Annotated in this window: 28 protein-coding genes; 5 read left to right on the plus strand and 23 right to left on the minus strand. The window is 38.2% G+C overall.

Annotation, left to right across the window (positions count from 1 at the left end):
* The first annotated feature begins 68 nt into the window (after window positions 1-68).
* On the plus strand, window positions 69-473 hold the full coding sequence (locus KUV80_RS08075) for a VOC family protein (protein ID WP_222462129.1): 405 nt from the start codon (window positions 69-71) through the stop codon (window positions 471-473).
* A gap of 35 nt (window positions 474-508) precedes the next feature.
* Here KUV80_RS08075 and KUV80_RS08080 read toward each other — a convergent pair whose 3' ends face one another.
* The 11 genes from KUV80_RS08080 to KUV80_RS08130 all read right to left on the minus strand — a co-directional run bounded on the left by KUV80_RS08080 (window position 509) and on the right by KUV80_RS08130 (window position 6,983).
* Window positions 509-1,369 carry a DUF5700 domain-containing putative Zn-dependent protease gene (locus tag KUV80_RS08080; RefSeq protein ID WP_222462130.1) on the minus strand — a complete coding sequence of 287 codons (861 nt, stop codon included), beginning with the start codon at window positions 1,367-1,369 and terminating at the stop codon, window positions 509-511.
* A 102-nt stretch (window positions 1,370-1,471) separates the two neighbouring features.
* Window positions 1,472-1,909, minus strand: a complete 438-nt coding sequence (locus KUV80_RS08085; RefSeq protein WP_222462131.1) for a flavoprotein — start codon at window positions 1,907-1,909, stop codon at window positions 1,472-1,474.
* Window positions 1,910-1,975: 66 nt separating this feature from the next.
* Window positions 1,976-2,638 carry an HAD family hydrolase gene (locus KUV80_RS08090; protein ID WP_222462132.1) on the minus strand — a complete coding sequence of 221 codons (663 nt, stop codon included), beginning with the start codon at window positions 2,636-2,638 and terminating at the stop codon, window positions 1,976-1,978.
* Window positions 2,639-2,719: 81 nt separating this feature from the next.
* Window positions 2,720-3,313, minus strand: coding sequence for a GNAT family N-acetyltransferase (locus KUV80_RS08095; RefSeq protein ID WP_222462133.1), 594 nt, complete (start codon window positions 3,311-3,313; stop codon window positions 2,720-2,722).
* A gap of 463 nt (window positions 3,314-3,776) precedes the next feature.
* Window positions 3,777-4,274 (minus strand): SRPBCC family protein, encoded by a 498-nt coding sequence (locus KUV80_RS08100; RefSeq protein WP_222462134.1) that lies wholly within the window; start codon window positions 4,272-4,274, stop codon window positions 3,777-3,779.
* Window positions 4,275-4,329: 55 nt separating this feature from the next.
* A complete protein-coding gene (locus KUV80_RS08105; protein WP_222462135.1) occupies window positions 4,330-4,821 on the minus strand; it encodes a DinB family protein in 492 nt (163 codons plus the stop codon).
* Between the two features lie 39 nt (window positions 4,822-4,860).
* Entirely contained in the window at window positions 4,861-5,163 is a 303-nt protein-coding gene (locus KUV80_RS08110; protein WP_222462136.1) for a TfoX/Sxy family protein, read from the minus strand.
* Between the two features lie 20 nt (window positions 5,164-5,183).
* Entirely contained in the window at window positions 5,184-5,672 is a 489-nt protein-coding gene (locus KUV80_RS08115; protein ID WP_222462137.1) for a DinB family protein, read from the minus strand.
* A gap of 37 nt (window positions 5,673-5,709) precedes the next feature.
* Complete coding sequence (locus KUV80_RS08120) at window positions 5,710-6,162, minus strand: SRPBCC family protein (protein WP_222462138.1); 453 nt, start codon at window positions 6,160-6,162, stop codon at window positions 5,710-5,712.
* Entirely contained in the window at window positions 6,146-6,511 is a 366-nt protein-coding gene (locus KUV80_RS08125; protein ID WP_222462139.1) for an ArsR/SmtB family transcription factor, read from the minus strand. Before KUV80_RS08125 ends, KUV80_RS08120 begins: the two co-directional genes overlap by 17 nt.
* A 121-nt stretch (window positions 6,512-6,632) precedes the next feature.
* Entirely contained in the window at window positions 6,633-6,983 is a 351-nt protein-coding gene (locus KUV80_RS08130; protein ID WP_222462140.1) for a hypothetical protein, read from the minus strand.
* Between the two features lie 162 nt (window positions 6,984-7,145).
* Here KUV80_RS08130 and KUV80_RS08135 point away from each other — a divergent pair, with 162 nt between their 5' ends.
* Window positions 7,146-7,769, plus strand: coding sequence for a DUF421 domain-containing protein (locus KUV80_RS08135; RefSeq protein WP_246625049.1), 624 nt, complete (start codon window positions 7,146-7,148; stop codon window positions 7,767-7,769).
* Window positions 7,770-8,198: 429 nt separating this feature from the next.
* On the opposite strand, the gene KUV80_RS08140 is transcribed toward KUV80_RS08135, so the two are convergent.
* Genes KUV80_RS08140 through KUV80_RS18735 form a run of 3 tightly spaced genes read right to left on the minus strand, consistent with a single transcriptional unit; the run spans window position 8,199 to window position 9,639 of the window.
* On the minus strand, window positions 8,199-8,816 hold the full coding sequence (locus KUV80_RS08140; RefSeq protein ID WP_222462141.1) for a zinc dependent phospholipase C family protein: 618 nt from the start codon (window positions 8,814-8,816) through the stop codon (window positions 8,199-8,201).
* 46 nt (window positions 8,817-8,862) lie between these two features.
* Window positions 8,863-9,498, minus strand: a complete 636-nt coding sequence (locus KUV80_RS08145; protein ID WP_222462142.1) for a pyridoxamine 5'-phosphate oxidase family protein — start codon at window positions 9,496-9,498, stop codon at window positions 8,863-8,865.
* A 15-nt stretch (window positions 9,499-9,513) separates the two neighbouring features.
* Window positions 9,514-9,639 (minus strand): hypothetical protein, encoded by a 126-nt coding sequence (locus tag KUV80_RS18735; protein WP_276516608.1) that lies wholly within the window; start codon window positions 9,637-9,639, stop codon window positions 9,514-9,516.
* Between the two features lie 333 nt (window positions 9,640-9,972).
* Here KUV80_RS18735 and KUV80_RS08150 point away from each other — a divergent pair, with 333 nt between their 5' ends.
* Window positions 9,973-10,290, plus strand: a complete 318-nt coding sequence (locus KUV80_RS08150) for a hypothetical protein (RefSeq protein WP_222462143.1) — start codon at window positions 9,973-9,975, stop codon at window positions 10,288-10,290.
* Between the two features lie 50 nt (window positions 10,291-10,340).
* Here KUV80_RS08150 and KUV80_RS08155 read toward each other — a convergent pair whose 3' ends face one another.
* Entirely contained in the window at window positions 10,341-11,618 is a 1,278-nt protein-coding gene (locus tag KUV80_RS08155; RefSeq protein ID WP_222462144.1) for a beta-propeller fold lactonase family protein, read from the minus strand.
* Window positions 11,619-11,806: 188 nt separating this feature from the next.
* Between KUV80_RS08155 and KUV80_RS08160 the strand changes: the two genes are divergently transcribed.
* Window positions 11,807-12,481, plus strand: coding sequence for a DUF421 domain-containing protein (locus KUV80_RS08160; RefSeq protein WP_222462145.1), 675 nt, complete (start codon window positions 11,807-11,809; stop codon window positions 12,479-12,481).
* A gap of 54 nt (window positions 12,482-12,535) precedes the next feature.
* On the opposite strand, the gene KUV80_RS08165 is transcribed toward KUV80_RS08160, so the two are convergent.
* Together KUV80_RS08165 and KUV80_RS08170 are read right to left on the minus strand one after the other, a co-directional pair.
* On the minus strand, window positions 12,536-13,042 hold the full coding sequence (locus tag KUV80_RS08165) for an SRPBCC domain-containing protein (protein WP_222462146.1): 507 nt from the start codon (window positions 13,040-13,042) through the stop codon (window positions 12,536-12,538).
* Window positions 13,043-13,130: 88 nt separating this feature from the next.
* Complete coding sequence (locus KUV80_RS08170; protein WP_222462147.1) at window positions 13,131-13,463, minus strand: ArsR/SmtB family transcription factor; 333 nt, start codon at window positions 13,461-13,463, stop codon at window positions 13,131-13,133.
* A 137-nt stretch (window positions 13,464-13,600) separates the two neighbouring features.
* Between KUV80_RS08170 and KUV80_RS08175 the strand changes: the two genes are divergently transcribed.
* Complete coding sequence (locus KUV80_RS08175; protein ID WP_246625050.1) at window positions 13,601-14,527, plus strand: RNA polymerase sigma factor; 927 nt, start codon at window positions 13,601-13,603, stop codon at window positions 14,525-14,527.
* 41 nt (window positions 14,528-14,568) lie between these two features.
* On the opposite strand, the gene KUV80_RS08180 is transcribed toward KUV80_RS08175, so the two are convergent.
* The 6 genes from KUV80_RS08180 to KUV80_RS08205 form a co-directional block, all read right to left on the minus strand.
* The gene (locus tag KUV80_RS08180; protein WP_222462149.1) at window positions 14,569-15,129 is read right to left on the minus strand and encodes an AAA family ATPase; all 561 of its coding nucleotides are present in this window, start codon (window positions 15,127-15,129) and stop codon (window positions 14,569-14,571) included.
* A gap of 26 nt (window positions 15,130-15,155) precedes the next feature.
* Window positions 15,156-16,085, minus strand: a complete 930-nt coding sequence (locus KUV80_RS08185) for a GNAT family N-acetyltransferase (protein ID WP_222462150.1) — start codon at window positions 16,083-16,085, stop codon at window positions 15,156-15,158.
* A 16-nt stretch (window positions 16,086-16,101) separates the two neighbouring features.
* Complete coding sequence (locus KUV80_RS08190) at window positions 16,102-16,665, minus strand: DUF402 domain-containing protein (protein ID WP_246625051.1); 564 nt, start codon at window positions 16,663-16,665, stop codon at window positions 16,102-16,104.
* Window positions 16,666-16,684: 19 nt separating this feature from the next.
* Window positions 16,685-17,038 carry a DUF3147 family protein gene (locus KUV80_RS08195; protein ID WP_222462151.1) on the minus strand — a complete coding sequence of 118 codons (354 nt, stop codon included), beginning with the start codon at window positions 17,036-17,038 and terminating at the stop codon, window positions 16,685-16,687.
* Entirely contained in the window at window positions 17,029-17,442 is a 414-nt protein-coding gene (locus KUV80_RS08200; protein ID WP_222462152.1) for a MarR family winged helix-turn-helix transcriptional regulator, read from the minus strand. The genes KUV80_RS08195 and KUV80_RS08200 overlap by 10 nt, the downstream gene beginning before the upstream one ends.
* 304 nt (window positions 17,443-17,746) lie before the next feature.
* The gene (locus tag KUV80_RS08205; protein WP_222462153.1) at window positions 17,747-18,679 is read right to left on the minus strand and encodes an alpha/beta fold hydrolase; all 933 of its coding nucleotides are present in this window, start codon (window positions 18,677-18,679) and stop codon (window positions 17,747-17,749) included.

Consider the following 18,679-nt stretch of genomic DNA (forward strand, 5'->3'; position numbering starts at 1 on the left):
AAGACTTTTTGCAGGAGTGTACTCATAAATAGCGAAATATAGTTTAGAAATTTTTTTAGGAGGTTCCTATGTCCACATTTGTTTCTCATGTTGCTACTCTTGAAGTGCCTGTAAGTAATCTTGAAAATTCAATAGCGTTTTATGTAGAGGTTCTAGGTGTTGAGGTCGAATTTAAAGGCGAGAAAAACGCGATGCTTACGTTTAAGAAAAAAGGAGTCCCGACGTTTTTTTTAGTTGAAACTGATCCAGCAGAAGGTAAAGGGATTGCATTTAAAAACACAAATAATGATGTAGTACATAGCATAATCGATTTCTATACACCTGAATTAAAGAATTTCTATACTTGGCTAAAAGAGAAAAACATAGAAGTCGGTCCCCTAAACGTTAATTCTAATGAAGTAGGCGGTTTTGGTTTTAAGGATCCCGATGGAAATTTGTTAAGTGCAACTAACTTTCTGCATGAAGGGCAATAGTCCAATAAGACCGCCAAAATCTTTTGGTGGTTTTTTTATATACCTGAAGCCACCGATTTTTGATCTATCCATTCTTTAATTTGTCCTTCAAATTCTTCTTCTTTCCAGGCAATTACAGCATTTAATTCGCCTAATCTATTTATTTGATATTGGAAAAATTGATCTCCAACATAATAGGCTAACCTACTATAACCAAATTTTTTACCACCATTGATTGAAAACCATTCCTGAAACAGTGATTGGGGAGATAGGTTAGCATAATCTTTTGCAAACTCTTCAAAAATTTCTTTTTTATTTTTCACTGCAAATGTTAACCAATCATAGCCTTCACCGTTAAATGAAAAATAAATAGAAGGGTGTAAATTAACTGCTGTTTGTCTGGAAAAATGAGTAGCTGCTCCTTCTTGGTTAAGCCATGTGAGAGGATTGTTCCATTTAAGTTTTGACCAATCCATACCCGCTTCATTTGATATGATGTTTTGTGCAGCATGACCAAATTCATGTGCTACGATTGTTTTTAAATGGTCAGGGTCTGGAGAGAGTTTCTCTAATGCAAAGGTGATGTTAGGAATAATTTGTCTGTGTGTATAGGCATTTGATCCGAATCCTCCAACTATCAAATTGATATCAACCGGAAATGTAATTTGGTACAACCGGTAGTATTCTTCAGATACTTCTTTAATAATTGGGATTATTGCTTCATGAACCTGTCGTATTAATGAAAAACACTCAGAGTATTTTGCTATGGATAAATTAAGTCTTTCTTCGGTGTTCTTGCAGTGATACGTAAAATATTCTTGAAATATTTGTGGATACTTCTCATAGTAGCTCTTTAAAAATTCTAAAGAAGGATGAAAATTACTAGTAAAATAGGAAACAGTATCAATTATTTTCATATGCTACATTCCTCCAGAATACTTTGTTGATTCGTAATCTCTAATACTCTTGAGAGCTCTTCTTTTCTTCTAAAAACAAACTGTTTGGTAACACTAGGATCTCTATCTCTTCTCTTTTAAGATCAAATCACTAGTTCCCAAGTCTACCATCTTCTCTAGAGGTAATCCTGCTTCAATATAACTTCTTACTAATTTCCAATCACCATTCTCATATCGAAATGTTTCAAAAAACAAATTTGCGGTTTCTAATTTTTTCCCATCAACAACGAGCGTAGCCCATAATATGACCATTACCTCATCATTTCTTAATGGAATAACCCCCACTTCGGTTAACATCCACTCTGCATCATGATTTTTAACATAATTGAAAGCTTGTTCCCAGCCATCTATTGATTCTTTGTAACCAAAGTTCACTTTTTCCTGATTTCTAATTTCTTGTGCCTCGTAATTGTTACAAATCATTTCTCTTAACTCTGAAATAGAGGAATTTCTCCATGTTTCTTTGAATTTTTCTATAAACTCCCTAAACGATTCTTTCATGCTTCCTCCTTAAAATCCCTCAGTCTCTCGCATTCCACCATCCGAAATCAGCACTTTTTGTTACTTTTATAAAGATTTCGTAATCGACCATTTCCTAGAAAATGCTTCCTGGAATTCTTTCACACTTTTAAACATTCTATCAGGTTGAACGGTAAAATCTTCTGTCTGGTATTCAGGTAGCCAATGCACTCCGATTGTCGTTACCTTTGCTGCAAGCCCTGCTAGGATGTCAGCTTCACTATCTCCAATAAAAAGCGCCTCTTCGTTTTTTATACCCAAAAGATGTAAAGCCATAAATATCCCTTCTGGATGTGGTTTCGGATTATCAACATCATCACCCGTCATGATTACATCAAAGAAGTTTTCCATTTGGAGAGCTGCTAATGAAATATCTAAACTCCGTCTAGCTTTTCCCGTTACAATTCCTAGTTGGTAGCCCTCTTCTTTTAGATGTGTTAACAGGTCGTCAATATCCTGATCATTTTTAACGAGTTCATCGTGATGTTTCAAATACATGTCATAATACAACTCAATTGCTTCGTCTTTGCTTTCATGAGTCAGATTATTTCTAATAATTCCTGTTTCTGAAGGTCCGAACATCGCTTTAATTTCCTCAGAAGAAAGTTCGGTTGAATCAAATTTCCTAAATACCTGTTGAAAAGCGTAAAAACAAACCGGCAGCGTATCAGCGAGTGTTCCATCAAAATCAAAAATCACCGCTTTTTTCATAACCACTTCCCCTTTTCTAAATGTTTTTGACTATCGCTACCAAGCATAAGTTTCTTCAATGTTCATACCTCCACCACCTGATCAACGGTTCTGCTTAGCCCATTCATTTTTTTGAAGGCGATAATAATAATAAGCATCTTTGCCGATCTCCATATTACCTACAAAACGAAAGCCGCATTTTTCAATAACTTTGTTAGAAGAGTGATTGTGTGTGAGTGCTACGGCGTTCAGTGTTTCCAAATTTGTTACTTTAAATAAGAAGGAGATCAGCCCTTTAGATGCTTTTGTCGCAAATCCTCTGTTTAGAAAATTCTCAGATATGGCATACATGATCTCTCTATTCGGCTCAGGTAAATCATCCTTGATACCCGTACAGCACCAGCCTATAAACTTCCCTGTCTCTTTTAGAATGATTCCTAATTTCAAAAATTCACCTCTAACAGCAGGTGTTCCAGAAACGGCTTTTAAGAATTCCTTATTTGCGGGTATCTCATAGTTTGTGACCCAATCCAGACGCTGTTCCTTCGTTGATTTCCAGTCTGGCAAAAATGTAGAAATTTCTTTTTCTGAAGCAATGTTATAAATATCTATAGCATCTTCAACCGTAAATTCTCTTAAGTAGATATCTCCGCAGTCGATGGTGAATTTTTTCGATAACGTATTATTTTGTTTCATTGTGTTCCTCCAAAAGTTAAACATTTCCATATATAATAGTAACATAGAAGAACTAGTTTCGTTTATCGATTCTCTTCTTGAATTTTTACTTATGGTACTAATCATTTATTGGTTCACACAAAGAAAGGCTCTCAAGAAAAACAGTCTATGATTGGGAAAAAAACTGAAAGAGGTTGAAGAAGTTGATTAACCAACACCGTAGGATAATTGGGGTTATACCACTACTTATGATTCTGTTGATAAATAATTTGGATTTTATTAGTTATTCATTTAAAAATCTATTTAACTTTTCTCTCCTTGTAGTTTTCATTGTTTTCAGTGGCCAGTATTTACTAATGAAAAAAAGAATAGATGATTAACAAAGGAAAACGAATTAAAGAAATGATAAAGGTAGACGAATACTACTTTGTCAGTTCTTATTCATACAGAAAACCGGCAACAATTTCGCTGCCGGTCTTTTACATTATTTCTTGTTCTGTAATTTTTTTATGTTGTTAGTCGAATCATCTGTATACGGTTTTCCTACTCCCCGGACAAGAAGCTGCTCCAAGCTTGATAAATAGGACGACCATCCTCTTTCGCAAGCTTCAAAGCATTCCAGTTTTTCAGATAAACCTATATGCGTAAAGTGTAATACCGATTCTTCTTCTGCCTTGCTTTCGATTTCAAATTTTATCGTCGTTCCAACCCAGTCTCTTAAGTTAAGAAACCCTGTCTGTTCTGGATGCATGGAATCAATGACGTTCCATTCCACAAGCTTGTTTGGTATTAGGGATTGAATTTTTGCTTCTGCATAAAAGCCTGCATGCGGAAAACGGAATTCTGCCAGATCACCGACTTTTGTGCCGACATCTGCAAATTTCGTCCACCAATCCCGCACACCTTCTTCTGTTGCGACAGCTTTATAAACTTTTTCAGCAGAAACAGGCAATGTTAGCTTATATTGAACGTCATTAGACAAAACGGCTCATCCTTTCCGTAACGATTTTTAAAAGTGAATATCTGAATTGATCTCTTTACCCGTTTACGACTGATGCGTCTTTAACGGCATTTTTTAACGATTTCATGACTCCGATATGCTCACTTTCATGAAAGGCAGCAAACCCGATCAGTTCACCAATTGTTTCTAACTGCATAGTTGGTCCAAGAGGAAGTGGATTCGCAAGCTTTTCATCCAGTCGTCCTTCAAATGTTTCTTTAACACGGCTCATTTGTTTAGCAAGCAACGACTTGATTTCTTCAAGCGTCGGTGGTGTTGTATTCCAGTCAGAAGGTCGAGTCCCTCTATCAAATAATGCACCATATGTTTCAGGCATGTTAACCGATTCATTGGCAAAATGAAAAACTATTCCTTCAACAGAAGCTAAAATGTGACCGAGCTGCCAGCGAAGAGAGTTTGGAAATCCTTCAGGAACGATGTCCGCATTTTCTTCTGTAACCCCTTCAGCTACTTTTAAAGTGATATGACGCGCGAATTCCAATTGGTCAAAAAGCATGTTCTCTTTCATAAAAAAACACTCCCCATATTTTTTATTGTTTTGCTTAATCTACTTAGCCAAATACTTCAATGACTCTAGTGCAAGATTCTCCCATAAATCTTGGTCTGGTACTGAGACCCACTCTTTCATCTGACGACCTGGCATGGGCTCAAATAAATGGGTACCTTCCAAAGATAGAACGTGGTTATGTCTTTCAGGTGGAAGTTTAAATACCATTTCGTCTTGAAAAAACATGGCAAACACTTTCCGGTTTACTTTGATGCATTTCGCCCCAAACATGGAACCTTTCGCAGCATGTTTCGTAACTTTTAAATGCTCGGCAATTTGATTGTATTTTTCTAGAGCAGTCAAATTCTTTTCCCCCTTAACGTTTAGCTCGTTAGCGCACGCTTGATGGGTTGACTTGTACGTCCGTTGATAAGCCCCAGGTGGAAACCTTCATGATACAAACAGAAGTTCACGACTTCCCCTAGTGTCTCTTGAGGATTTCCGTATAAGTTAAACGTGTTTGGTGTTTTTTCATCAAATGAACGACCTTCAAGATGCTTCTTCATGTGGTCCATCTGCTCTTTAAACATGGTGGAAAGCTCATTTAAAGTTGGAGGCTCCGTGTTCCAGTCTGCAGGCTTTGATCCTGATTTGAACATTTCATAGTGATCCTCAGATAGGTACATCGGAATTTCTGCAAAGTTAAACAAGAAAGCATCTGCGACAGCTAATATATGCCCAAGATTCCAGCGGATTGAGTTCCTGTAGCCATCTGGAATTTCGTCAGCCATCTCATCTGTGATGGATACAATGGATTTTGTAGAGATGGCACGTATGATTTCAAATTGTGTTAGTAATTTTTCTTTATTCATGTTGTGATATCTCCTCTCGTTCGTATTTATTTAAGATTTAAACGAAGAATTGCTTCAAATTCACTTCTAATGAACTTGTCCAACCAAAGTTATGATTTTTTGCAGCTTCTTCACTTGGAAGATCAGAATGCGTAACAACCACTTCAGTCGCGTCACCTTGTTTTACAAAATCAATGGTCACTTTTGTCGTTGGAAATTCAATCTCCCCATTTTCCCATTTCCACGTAAATACTAATTTTTCATTTGGGACGATCTCTACATACTGACCTGTCAGGACATGAGTGTGTCCATCAGGCGAATGCATGCTGAACTTATATTTTCCGTCCACTTCGACATTCATTTCTTCAATTGTTGTTGTGTAGCCTTCTGGACCCCACCATTTTGCTAGTTCTTCTGAATTGGTCCATGCATTGAAAACTCGCTCTCTGCTTACCGGATACGAGTGGTTTACTTGAAGTGTAAAATCTTGCGTATTATTCATTGTGATCATTCTTGTTTCCTCCTTTATTCTCTTCTGAATCTAATAAGTACTTTTCCAAGCTTGTTAACTGACCTTTCCAATAGGAGCTTAATTCATTCAGCCAATTTGTAGCATAATCAATCCCTTTCGGGTGAAGATAATAGTACTTATATTTTCCCACCTTTCTATAAGATACTAGGCCTGCATTTTCCAGAACCTTCAAATGCTTTGTGAAAGCGGGTAAAGACATATCAAAAGGTTCCGCCATCTTTTTAACGGTTTTCTCACCTCTAGACAGCTCTTGGATGATTGCTCTTCTCGTAGGATCCGATAAAACAGAGAACACTTGATCAAGATTATGTTTTTTATAGTTAACCATGTAGTTAACTGTAATTCATAAAAAAAAGAATGTCAACTCACACCCCGGAAAAACTCACTTCCATTTCTTGAACTAAACAAAAAATCCCTTGCATGCGTAGCAAAGGATTTTTCTATGAAAATTAGTAAAAGCGTCTGAAGCGTCTAAAGCGTCTAAACGGAAACCCAAATAGTCCGAATCCTGGGAAAAATGGACGTACGAAGAATGGGAAACCAAATCCAAATCCGAAGCCTGGAAAGAATCGATCAGATTCACCGTCTCGTTCTGACATACCCATGATCATGTACATGTTGTCATTGTCATAGCTGTGGATCTTTCCTTGATACACATTTCCGTCAGTCATCTCCACCTCGCAATAGCGCCCTACATTCTCTTTACACATTTTCATGTGGTGCTGCATGTTGTCAGCCATATGGTAATTTTCATTAGCCATATGGTAACCTGCGTTTACATTGTCTTTACCGTAATGCAAAAGATTGCCTCCTAAAAATTTTATTCCATATACCTTATTCTTTTTAAAGACAACTTGTTACTATGAAAGTTACCCAAGTTTTTTGTAATCTTTTTAATCCTGTATAGGAACTTCCATATTCTCAAAAGCTATAAACCATACAGATTTAGGTGGTGGTCAGCTTTGGATTTAAGCTTATTATGGAAAGCAGCCTTTATTGTTCTAGCTGGAATTCTTCTCATACGACTTTCTGGTAAACGATCGCTCTCACAGATGACAACGGCTGAAACGGTTATCATGATCTCATTAGGCCCGCTCTTAATACGTCCAGTAAGCGGAAAGAATCTGTATGTAACGTTTCTTGTAGGGTTAGTGCTCATCATTACTTTACGCCTCATAGAGTATGTTCAGTTAAAATGGAATGTTACCGAGTCCCTATTTACCGGAAAATCCAAAATCGTTATTGAACATGGTGAAATACTCCAGGACAATTTGAAAAAGCTCAGACTCACGGTAGATACATTAGAAATGCGGTTAAGAGAAAAGGGAATAAAAAAGATAGAAGATGTGAAGTTTGCTACGATAGAAGCGAGTGGAGAATTGGGGTATTTACTGCGTGAAGAGAAACAATATGCAACGAAGGAAGATGTACAAAACATCCAGCAAACACTCAACCAGCTGCTAAACCATTTGCAACTAGCAACAGATCAGAGAATAACAGATCCACCACCTAAAGAGTCAAGTACGAATCTTTTTACAGAGTTAAAAGAAAGACACATTCCTCCTCACCAAAAGCGTTTACAGTAAAAAACAATAAATGAGAGACAGAATTCCAAACCCGTTAGGCTGGAGAAGCTCAAGTAGTACAAAACTGTTCAAATTGTTCACTTACTTGGAGACGGGGGAGCACAAATACTTTCCTGAATGTCCATCTTCCACTAAGGCTCACCGCCCACCACACGGAAAGCGAACATCCAGTAACTGAAAATCAACCACTTTCAAGAGCAGCAAAGACTGAGGGAACAGCATTCTACAACTATCATTAAGTTGAAGGTGCGAGACTCCTGTGGGATAAGTGGGACAGGTGAGACTCCTAATGTCCAAAGGGTTAAGGAGGCTCACCGCCCACCCCACGGAAAGCGAGCATCCTGTAACGAAAATCAACCACTTTCAAAAGCACCTATGTCTTGCAAGGCTAGTTTTGTGGTTGCATTAAATTGCCCCAAGCGTTTTGATTTAAGTAAGTACAGGTTTTAGATGTAATAACCCCTGATCAACCGATGTCTCTATATATCCAACGATCTGATCAAACGTAAATACATGAAGTGTATCATTCATCACTTCCTTATCGTACGCCATATCACCCAATACAGAAGGAACGAATTCTTCCACATCTTTGGACTTCACCTCTTCCAAATCTGAAATTGCAGGAAAATGAGCAAACGTTTTTCTTAATTGATCTGTAAAACCATAGAATTCTAATAGTTGTCCATTCAGTAATCGGAAATCATTATGATATAGCTTATATAATTCTTCATCAGCATCCATTCTGTTTTTTAACCAAGAAAGGTAGAAACCTTTTAGCCATATATCATCAGCGATTAAATGTGAAAAATACCCCAATATATAATCCCTTTCTGCTCGCAAACGATATTTATGTAAAAATCCTTGGTAATCAATGCTTCTTGAATAATCTTGTACTTCACCTATAAAGAAATGGGATACGTTTTTTTCTTCATGGGAAAAAACAGCGTCAGGAGCAATACTTCCAAGTAAAAAGGAGGTTTTATCTTTTATCGATAGTGCCTCTGCCATTTTAAAACCAATAATGGAGTGCATGATTCTTGAACCCAAATTTCCCCTCACCCTTCAATTATTTCTTTATCTATTCTGCTCTCTGTTAATAAAGCCTTGTTTTATAGCCTTCTTGCAGATCAGATGCGATTTTTTCTTCTGTCATGTCTGGCATGTTTACATGAGCGGCTAAGATTCTTGCCGGTTTTGGACGCTCTTCAGGTTCATACCACGTGTCAGGATGCCAAAGTCCTGAGCGTTTAAACGCTTTTGCACAATGGATAAAGCATTGCTCCACTCTTACAGCGATTCCAAGCAATGGCGTCTTATCGTTCACTTTCATCTGTTCAAGAATGTCATCATCTCTAATAATGGTTGCTTCACCATTGATTCTCAGCGTTTCCTCAAGTCCAGGAATCATAAAAAGGAGGCCGATCTTAGGATTTGCAAGCATGTTCATCATCGAATCCATTCTCTTATTACCAGGACGGTCAGGAATAACTAAATAATGTTTATCAATCACCTGAACAAAGCCTGGTGCATCTCCTCGTGGAGAGCTATCACAGTTGCCATCTCTATCTGACGTTGACATCACTAAAAACGGAGACATCTTGATGAATCCCCTACAATGTTCATCCAAGTAAGAAATGACTTTGTTCCGAGCTCTTTCACTCGGATTGCCCATCATGGCTCTTAATTCATCCTCATTCCTTATACTTTCTTTGAATCTCGTATTCGTCATGAAGATCTCCTTTCCTTATTTCCGCATAGCAGCTGCCGCTCTGTGTAACTCTTCATTTTTTACATAAATATCGTATTGCGTATTGTCGTTAAACGATCTGTCTCGAAACATCTGATGTGGAATCTTTACTTTGAACTTCACTCCATCTTCCTGTAGTTTGGAGAGAATCTTAAAATAATTTCCTGACCAAAGGCGGTATGGACCAGTTTCCATTTTCGATTAGCGAAATGTTGAAGAAGTGAAGTCAAAACAATGACACCGAGTATGCCCCCAAATATAACCCATGCAAATAATGTCACGACCCTTCACACCTTTCTTCCTTTATTTCGTTGCGTATCTCATTCAATCATATGTCGATGGAAAAATTTAGTCAATCCATGAAAATACCCCCATAAATGACGGCGACGTGATAAATAGTGTAAGGAGTACATAAAAAGGAATGTTCTAGAATGAATTGCTGTAAGGAGGCAAAAAATGGAGCCCTATGTAAAAAACGCTCTGCTAGACTGGAAAGAAGAAATAGAGCAACAGAAAAAAGAGATCGATGAAGAGTACGAAAGGGTTAAGACCGAACTCCAGCTCTATTCATATAAATTCGGGATCACGAAACAAGTCATTCAATCCACCATCAATGAAGAGATGATCAACAACATCAAGACCACTTACCAAAAACCATTTGAAGAAAAATACAATGAGCTCAAGCTGCAGCTTAAAAAGCTGGAAGAAAAACGCAGTGTCTTTAACATGTTTGTTGAAAAAATTGAGAATGCTAGCGAGATAAAAGTGAAATAGATTAATAGATAAAGACGTAAGCCAGGGCTACGTCTTTTATTGTTGTGTCTTTAAAATAAGAGAATAGGTGTTATTTGAATTCCGCTTGGAAAGGTTCCAGATCCTAGCGTTCCGACTACAGAATTACTTACGGTATCAATAATTCGAATAACAGCCTGATTCGCAATAGATACGTATATTTTTGAAGAATCTGGAGTCGCAGCAATTAAAAAAGGCACTTCGCCTACAGGTATGGAACGTACCATTACAGTATCATTTAAGACATTAATAACGGTAAGATTATTGGAATCTTGGTTAGCTACATATGCTTTTGTTCCATCAGGGATAATGACAATTCCTGTTGGTTTTATCCCAACTGGAATAGGTAGTCCTATAACCGAATCAGTTGTTGTATCAATCACCGATACAGTCTCATCTGTTGCATTTGTCACGTATGCCTTGTTGCCGTTCGGAGTAATCGCAACGATATTCGGGTTTGCGCCGACGGGTATAGTGGCCGTAACCGTGTTCGTTGCCGTGCTGATTACGGCTACGGCATTATCTCTTTGCAGAGCAACATACGCTTTTGATCCGTCTGGTGTAATAGCTATCCCAAACGGAGTGGTACCTACAGGAATGGGAGGGCCAATAACAGTATTGGTTGAGGTATTAATGACAGAAACGGTGTCTGCCGACTGGTTCGTAACATACACCCTTGTTGTATCAGGGGTAATGGCAATACTAATTGGGGTATCACCAACTGGAATGGGAGATCCGATTAAGGTATTCGTAGAAGTGTCAATAACAGAAACAGAATCACTTCCTGAATTTGCAACATATGCCCGTCTTCCACTTTTTCCAATGGCAATGGAAGCAGGTGCGTCCCCCACTGAAAGAGTGGATACGAGCGTGTTCGTCCCAATATCATAAACGTTTACTGTATTATCAATAAAACTAGAAGCATACGCGAAAAGCAATTCTTCAATTCTTGTGAATTCTCCTTCTGTCCGAGTAAAGATCACTTCATTTTGAGCATTTTTCCCTGTTAAAGTAATGGCCACATTATTTTCTCCAATTCCAGAAGTAACCACTCTTACACCAAAGACATCAAAATCAGCATACACATTTTCAAGCGTATACGTATCATTTGAAAGGTTTTGTGGATTTAAGCTAAACAGATTAACCGAATAGTAGATTCGGTTATTAAATCCAGTCGTCGCAGTATCTAGTCTATATAGTTGTATACTAACAACGGCGGGTGTTCGGCCACTGTTAGAAACACGAATCGTTACATTTGTTGTCCGTGGGGTTGTCCGGTTTTCAATCAATCCAGAATCAAAAACGGGCATAAGAAAGCCTCCTAAAAATAAAGCATTTTAGTTATCTTATGCTTCGTTGATTTCATGTGTTTGTATGTTTGTCCTATATTTTGTTGGTTTTATGTGGTTGAGGGTTTATTTCCTTGTTTTACAAAGAACGGTAATTGGAAATAAATAAAACTATTCCTCTTCGGATCATCAGATTGGAGTTTTCGTATATGAGATTCATATTTCTATCCCTTGAGCTGATTGTCGGGTTTTTTGTTCTTTTTTTCATTATTAAATTTGTAGGAAAGAAAATGATTAATCAGATTACACCCTTTACCTTTATCGCCGCTATCGTACTCGGAGAATTACTAGGGAACGCCTTATATGACCATGAAATCGGAGTAATCTATGTAATCTACTCTATGGTTCTATGGGGTATTCTACTTTTTTTAGTTGAATATCTTGGACAAAAGTTTCTTGCTTTTCGCGGGTTATTTGAAGGCAAACCGTCTGCTCTTATAAAAAACGGTGTGGTCGATCGTGATGAATTAAAGAAAAACCGAATGAACCTGAATCAGCTTCAGAGCTTGCTCCGACAAAGTGAAACTTTTTCGATCAGAGAGGTTGCTTATTGTTATTTAGAGTCAAACGGCTCCATCAGTCTTCTAAAAAAGACAAAATATCAAAAAACGACCCAAGAAGACTTCAACATGCCTGCTTCCTCGGTTTTTGTACCCGTCACTTTAATCCGTGATGGCAAAGTATTATGGGATGAGTTAAACGATTTAGGGCTTGATGAGGAGTGGCTAGACACCCAATTGGCTTCTCAAGGTATAACAGGGCATAGCCATATTTTTTTAGCAGAGTGGCTTGAGAATGATGGATTATTTGTACAAACGTTTTAAAAAAGAAAAGGCGTACAATCTAAAAAAATAGATTTGTACGCCCTTTCTTATCACTTAATGAATATCATTCAAATATGCATCAAACTTATCCCACATTTCTGTGAAACCTTGAACCATTCCCATATCCAGGACTGCCTTTAAAGCTTCTTCTGAAGAGAAGGTAGCATGGTTGACAAGTTTCGTCTTACCTTCCAATTCCGTAAGGGTTAAGGTCACTTTCGTTCCTGGCATGTTTTCGTTAATATTTCCTTCTTCATCTGAAAAGTAGTCTTCCAACATAATGTGTTCGGGCTCAACAATTTCTTTGTAAAATGTTTTTCCCCAAGACTTCATTTCACCATCTGCCGATTCCATACAATAGTGCCAAGAACCCCCTTCACGGAAATCCATCTTACATACGGGGAGTGACCAGTTTTTCGGTCCCCACCAGTTTGATAAGTGTTCAGGTTTTGAAAGTGCCTGGAAAACGAGTTCTCGCGGTGCATCAAAGACGCGTTCAAAGATAATTACGTTACCATCAACCGTTGTTGTCACAGAATTCTTTACATAACTTTCAGCCATTTTGTTTCCTCCTAAAAATTAGTGTTTAACATAAGAACTGCTTTCAACGGTCCTCCCTTCGTTTAATCGTTGGGGAAGCATACAGCCATCACTCACGATCTGGATTTTTTTCTTTCCTTTGAAGTTTCTGCAGATAATCGTCCAATCTGTCGTATCGGTCTTCCCAAATTTGACGGAAGGAACTAATCCATCGATCCATCTCTTGAAGTGGTTCGGATCTTAGTTTGTAATAACGACGATTGGCAATCGGCTGCACTTCGACGAGCCCGTTTTCACTAAGTACACGGAGATGTTTGGAAACTTGAGGCTGATTCAACCCAAGTTTGTCGGTGATCTCCCCCACTGTTAGAGGCCCATCACGCAAAAGTTCAACAATGTGTAGCCGGTTTGGCTCGGCGAGAGCATTTAATATTGTCTTCATGCTTATAATATACATCATAAGGAATATACGTGTAAAGGAATATTTAAATCTTTTTTTAAAAAATTTCAAACTGCGTATAATTAACAGTGTCGTATTCGTCTTACAAGTAGATCGAAAAATATATGGGAGGTTTTATTTTGCTGCCTAAAACAAATGAACTTTATGAACAATCACGTGAGCTTCGTAATCAATTCGAGGAACTTATTAAAGATGTGGGAGATGACCTATGGAAGTATTGCCGGTATCTGACAGGGTCCCCTTGGGATGGTGAAGATCTTTTTCAAGAAACGATGCTTAAAGCAATGGGTGGATTGTATACACGGTGGCACCCTACTAATCTCAAATCCTACTTGTACCGGATGGCGACAAACACGTGGGTTGACCATTGCCGAAGAGAAAAACGGAATCTCGGTACTTTAGAAGGATTGGATGAACCCTATGAAGATTTTACTGACCATCATGATTTAGAGGACGCACTCGAAAAGCTCTATCATCTTTTCACCCCGAGACAGACGGCTGTATTTCTACTCATGGAAGTTTTTCATTTTAAAGCGGATGAAGTCGCGAGTATCATCAAATCTACTCCAGGAGCGGTTTACAGCACAACGCGCCGGATGAAAGAAAAACTAAAAAGCCATTCTTCACCACTACCTGAAATTAAAGAAACAACGCTAGAAAAAGAAGCGATTATTTCAGCCTATTTAAAAGCTTTCAATCAAGGTGACTTGGAAGGCATGCTATCGTTATTCAGTGAACATACACACTATGAAGCATCGTTAGGATTTTTGGAAGTAACAAAAGACGAAATGCGCAACGGTTCTCTTGCCTTTGGTTTGCCTGGCCACCACGCACTAGAATGCTTATTATGGGGAAAAAGAGTGATTGTGATTATAGCTGAATCGGATAAAGGACCACTTATTCATGACATTCAATATCAAGAAGTAGAAAATCAAAGAATCGTCTTTCATCGGAGCTATTTCTTTAGAAAGGAGTTTATATTAGCTGCAGCAAAGGAACTAGGGTATGCACCTCAATTGAACAAGCCCCCTTTGAACTGGGAGTAAAAGAAACAGTGGGTCTTTCAAGATCCACTGTTTCTTCTCGTTTATAATCTGAATTTTTCTTTTATGGCATTGGCGACTTCATTCGGACTTAGATCTGTGTTGTTAATTCGAAGGTAGTTCTCTCTCTTTATCTCACCTTCATAGGAATTTAACCGGTATTTGTCCATCGAAGTTTTCAAATCTTGCTCTGACCAAATGATGTCCCTTTTCGTTGGTTTATGCGCTAATCGGTGAGGTGTGGTGTTGCGTTTTAACCTCACCTCTAGATCAGATTCTAGTTCAACAAAATAAAGGTCCGCTCCTTCTGCTTCAAAAACGTTACAGACTTTTTTGACAAAATTCCAATCATCTTCATAGTTAAACGCCCAAACATATGTGAAAATCATCCCATAAGAATCACTTTTCGCAAATTCCTTAAAGATTTCCGAACGAAACAGATTGACCAATCGTTTGCCTTCTTTTGTTCCATAATCAAAAAAGGGACTCACGAGATCAATCGTCATATGGTTATGAAAAAGCTTTAAATTCGTTATCTTTTCAAGTTCATGTCCAACGGTCATTTTTCCAACAGCCTGCGGTCCAAATAATAAAACAAACTTCATGTGATCACCTCGATGCAGAATTAAGATTATTTCTTATTCACTTGACCATACGCTTCAAGAAGTTTCTCTACAGGGATGTTGTTAATTTTCATGCCTGTCACATCACTTTCACTTATTTCCACGTTTCTTAAGTCACACTGGCTTAACTGGCTTCCTCTTAAGTCACATCTTTCGAATGTAATAGGATGCCTTTCATCTCCAAGATTCGTGTCTGTAAAATGAACGCCACCTAATGTTACAAATACCATTTCGCTGTTTGAGAGATTCAGGTCCGCAAAAAGGGTATGGCGGAGATTCACATTTTGATAGGTGGAATGACTCAAGTTGCAATTGCTAATGTGGCTGTTGCTTAGATTGCTATTGCTGATAGCACTGCCTTCCAAATTCACTCCGTAGCACTCGGTACCTGCCATATTGCATTCCTCGTATTGAACACCTGAGATGTCTTTGTTTTGTACGATGTTTTCGGCTTCAGATGCAACTTCGATCCGCTTTACATAACAAAACTCCTCATCTGTTTCAAAAGTTGTTCGATAACCCATCTTCTCATAAAAATGATGATTGTTTAGCTGTCTGCTGGATGTTTCAAGGTCCCATGTCCTTACATGAGGAAACTCTTTTTCTACCAAGGTAATAACGGTTGAACCAATTCCTTTTCCTTGATAAGAAGGATCTACAAAGATACGGTCAATTCTTGCAAAAGATTTCCCTGATAAGGTCACGATAATACCGCCAACCACTTCTTGATCGAACAAAATTTTAAAATAGTTCAATACGTTGATCATATACTTCGTTACTTCAACTGATGAATACCCTGGTGGCTGAATGTTGTAATCAATAACGTCGTTTCGGCCTGCCAGCCACTTTTCAGCCTCCTCATCAAAGGTTTTTTTCATTATATCTGTTAAAAGATCAGCATCCATCATGGTTGCTTTTTCTAATGTAATATGGGACATGTAAGCGTTCTCCTTTTTATGTATAAGTGCCATGAAGCACAAGCCATTCTTTATGTTTGTTGGATAACTTAAACAGATCAAATCTGTCTGTTTGGATGAGATGATTGATTCTCGCTGCTTCATCCAGCGCACATTCATATATCGATTGATTAATGACTCCCGTGACAAGCGCTTCTTCAAGTTCTTCACGATCTTTCTGGATGACTTCACCTGTTGGGAGAACGATAATATATAGAAATAAATCTTCCATCCAAGGTATGTTGTTGGCAACGCCATTTCTATAGCAAATGTCAATATACCACTGAACAACATGACCCTTTTCATTAAACATGGAAGTCAGTGAAAATCTTTGGTTCATCGGAAAATGCTGCAGCCACGTATACCCGTCATCTACAAGACAGATCCGTTTATCCTCGTATTGAGTAAACAACGGTTCTGTTACCTGGTGCACGTTTAGTAATGAGACATACCCTTTGAATTCTTTCGTATCCAAAAACGTTTGGGCATAACTCTTTTCTATAACTCTTTTCCAATCCGAACGGTCACCATATTTTCTTTTTAAGATTGGAATCCTTTCCAAATCCTTCACCCCAGAGTAATCAATTTAAAAAAGAGTTTTTTACATACTTTATCGTCAATTCTTGAAGAAATACAAACATGAACCATCCTCCTATACCAAAACCAATAGATACTACAAGATGAAGTGAATTTTTCAAACATGTATAAACGATTAATAATAAAATAGCAGTTGCTGGAAAACCCCATAGAACACCTAAAGCAAATTTATTTATGGTTGAAGTATGTTCACCTTGAATATGAAGCCAGATCATACTTAATAAACTAACTAATGGCAATGCAGCAACTATCCCTCCATATGTAGGAAACCGTCTGGATATTTCAGTAACCAAGGCAATGATTAGAGCAGACACAAAAATTTTAATGATTACGTACATGCTTGTGCACGCTCACTTAACAATTTCAATGCCTTTATAATTAAGTGTAGTTCTTCATCGTTCATTTTTTTTAGAATGTGCTTTAACTTTTCTTCATCTAAGCTAGTATGCTGATGCAATACCTCTCTTCCAAGATCCGTTAAACCAAGCACTACTTTTCTTTCATCCTGACTGTCTCTTCTTTTATTCAAGTATTGCTTATCGAGCATTCGTTTGACATGTTCAGATGCTGTATTATGAGAAACTTGAATGCAGATTGCCACATCGTTAACGCCAACGTTCTCTTTTTTTTCGATTAACTGTAAAATACGAATAACCTGATGGGAAATTTTTTCTTTATGTGGATAATGTAGATGGAAATAAATATCAGTCCAATACTGATTTAGTAATGTAGCCTCGCTCAATGTGCCTCACCCTTTTTATATCGTATGTTAAGATTATATCTTACTATACGATACAATGAAAGGATATTTTTGAGGGCACTGAAACAAAAGGAGTTACTTCTTGTTGTAGTTTGTTTGATGAATTTACAATCAAAACAAGTTGTATTTGGAGCGGCAGGGTGAGAGAATCCTCGAAAATAAATATCTTCGTGGGATGCAGTCCTGCGCAACGAGTGGGACAGTCTGAAAAACGGAAGCGGCTGGTTCAGACCCGACAAGCAAAAGGTAAGTGGGCTCACCGCCCGCCCCGCGGAAAGCGAGTACCCTAGAGCGCAAACGTCTTGTTAATACTCTCTTCTCTCTTACTCAAAAAAGCACAGACCACTTCTTTAAATTTCTCCGGCTCCTCGTAATGCGGAGTATGTCCAGAGTTCTCGAATAGAATGGTTTCCCCGTTTTGCACATCGGTATGAAACGCCTCGATCTGTACGTCACACGTAACAGCATCATGCTTTCCGAGCATAAGCAGCATAGGTTGGTTAACTTCTTTCAGCTTCGGTAACAGCGACGTGAAGATTTCTCCTTCATCCATCAAGCGTTTGTAATGGACCTCTGACCGATCATAAAACTCTTCCCATTGTTCTTCCGTATATGCAGCATAATAATCGGTTGGATGATCGTGATTGAAACGATAAATCTCCATTCGATGTTCTCCCAGCTCATCACTTAACTTTCCGTACATTTCCGTAATTTCTTTACTCGATCTACCGCTTGCTGCTGCCTCTAAACAGAGGGCACTGGCATCTTCTTTTCCATATTTTTTCAGCAATTGAGCCGTCTTTCTCAACAGATTTCTTGACGTTAACTCAAAATCAAAAGTTGGACATTCAACTATCATTTTTTCAATGGAAGTGGGATATGTACTCGCATACAAAAGAGATAAAAAACCTCCAAAAGAATGCCCGATTAACGACCACCTTTCAATGCCAAGTTCGATTCGTAACGCTTCACAATCCTCAACTAAGTCCATCAATCCAAAGTCTTCAGCTTCCCGAATCATCTCAGACCGGCACACCCCTCTTTGATCAATAGCTATGACAAAAAAATCTTCTGAGAGTCGCTCAGCTTGATGATACGTAAAGTCATAGCAGCTTTCTCCAGGTCCACCGTGTAAATACAGCACAGCTGGATTATCTTTTGTCCCAAACATCTCGACATGCAATCTTTTATTGGAAATCATTATGGTAGAATTGTTCAT

The sequence above is a fragment of the Fictibacillus nanhaiensis genome, assembly GCF_019801215.1.
GTDB classification, from domain to species: domain Bacteria; phylum Bacillota; class Bacilli; order Bacillales; family Fictibacillaceae; genus Fictibacillus; species Fictibacillus nanhaiensis_C.

Excerpts from the sequence above, each read along its gene's own strand:
- KUV80_RS08155 (WP_222462144.1), bottom strand. The coding sequence starts at position 11,618 with ATGCCCGTTTTTGATTCTGGATTGATTGAAAACCGGACAACCCCACGG.
- KUV80_RS08090 (WP_222462132.1), bottom strand. The coding sequence starts at position 2,638 with ATGAAAAAAGCGGTGATTTTTGATTTTGATGGAACACTCGCTGATACG.
- KUV80_RS08085 (WP_222462131.1), bottom strand. The coding sequence starts at position 1,909 with ATGAAAGAATCGTTTAGGGAGTTTATAGAAAAATTCAAAGAAACATGG.
- KUV80_RS08185 (WP_222462150.1), bottom strand. The coding sequence starts at position 16,085 with ATGTCCCATATTACATTAGAAAAAGCAACCATGATGGATGCTGATCTT.
- KUV80_RS08145 (WP_222462142.1), bottom strand. The coding sequence starts at position 9,498 with ATGACGAATACGAGATTCAAAGAAAGTATAAGGAATGAGGATGAATTA.
- KUV80_RS08095 (WP_222462133.1), bottom strand. The coding sequence starts at position 3,313 with ATGAAACAAAATAATACGTTATCGAAAAAATTCACCATCGACTGCGGA.
- KUV80_RS08150 (WP_222462143.1), top strand. The coding sequence starts at position 9,973 with ATGGAGCCCTATGTAAAAAACGCTCTGCTAGACTGGAAAGAAGAAATA.
- KUV80_RS08180 (WP_222462149.1), bottom strand. The coding sequence starts at position 15,129 with ATGAAGTTTGTTTTATTATTTGGACCGCAGGCTGTTGGAAAAATGACC.
- KUV80_RS08205 (WP_222462153.1), bottom strand. The coding sequence starts at position 18,679 with ATGAACAATTCTACCATAATGATTTCCAATAAAAGATTGCATGTCGAG.
- KUV80_RS08105 (WP_222462135.1), bottom strand. The coding sequence starts at position 4,821 with ATGAAAGAGAACATGCTTTTTGACCAATTGGAATTCGCGCGTCATATC.
- KUV80_RS08125 (WP_222462139.1), bottom strand. The coding sequence starts at position 6,511 with ATGGTTAACTATAAAAAACATAATCTTGATCAAGTGTTCTCTGTTTTA.
- KUV80_RS08160 (WP_222462145.1), top strand. The coding sequence starts at position 11,807 with ATGAGATTCATATTTCTATCCCTTGAGCTGATTGTCGGGTTTTTTGTT.
- KUV80_RS08195 (WP_222462151.1), bottom strand. The coding sequence starts at position 17,038 with ATGTACGTAATCATTAAAATTTTTGTGTCTGCTCTAATCATTGCCTTG.
- KUV80_RS08075 (WP_222462129.1), top strand. The coding sequence starts at position 69 with ATGTCCACATTTGTTTCTCATGTTGCTACTCTTGAAGTGCCTGTAAGT.
- KUV80_RS08165 (WP_222462146.1), bottom strand. The coding sequence starts at position 13,042 with ATGGCTGAAAGTTATGTAAAGAATTCTGTGACAACAACGGTTGATGGT.
- KUV80_RS08170 (WP_222462147.1), bottom strand. The coding sequence starts at position 13,463 with ATGAAGACAATATTAAATGCTCTCGCCGAGCCAAACCGGCTACACATT.
- KUV80_RS08080 (WP_222462130.1), bottom strand. The coding sequence starts at position 1,369 with ATGAAAATAATTGATACTGTTTCCTATTTTACTAGTAATTTTCATCCT.
- KUV80_RS08115 (WP_222462137.1), bottom strand. The coding sequence starts at position 5,672 with ATGAATAAAGAAAAATTACTAACACAATTTGAAATCATACGTGCCATC.
- KUV80_RS08120 (WP_222462138.1), bottom strand. The coding sequence starts at position 6,162 with ATGATCACAATGAATAATACGCAAGATTTTACACTTCAAGTAAACCAC.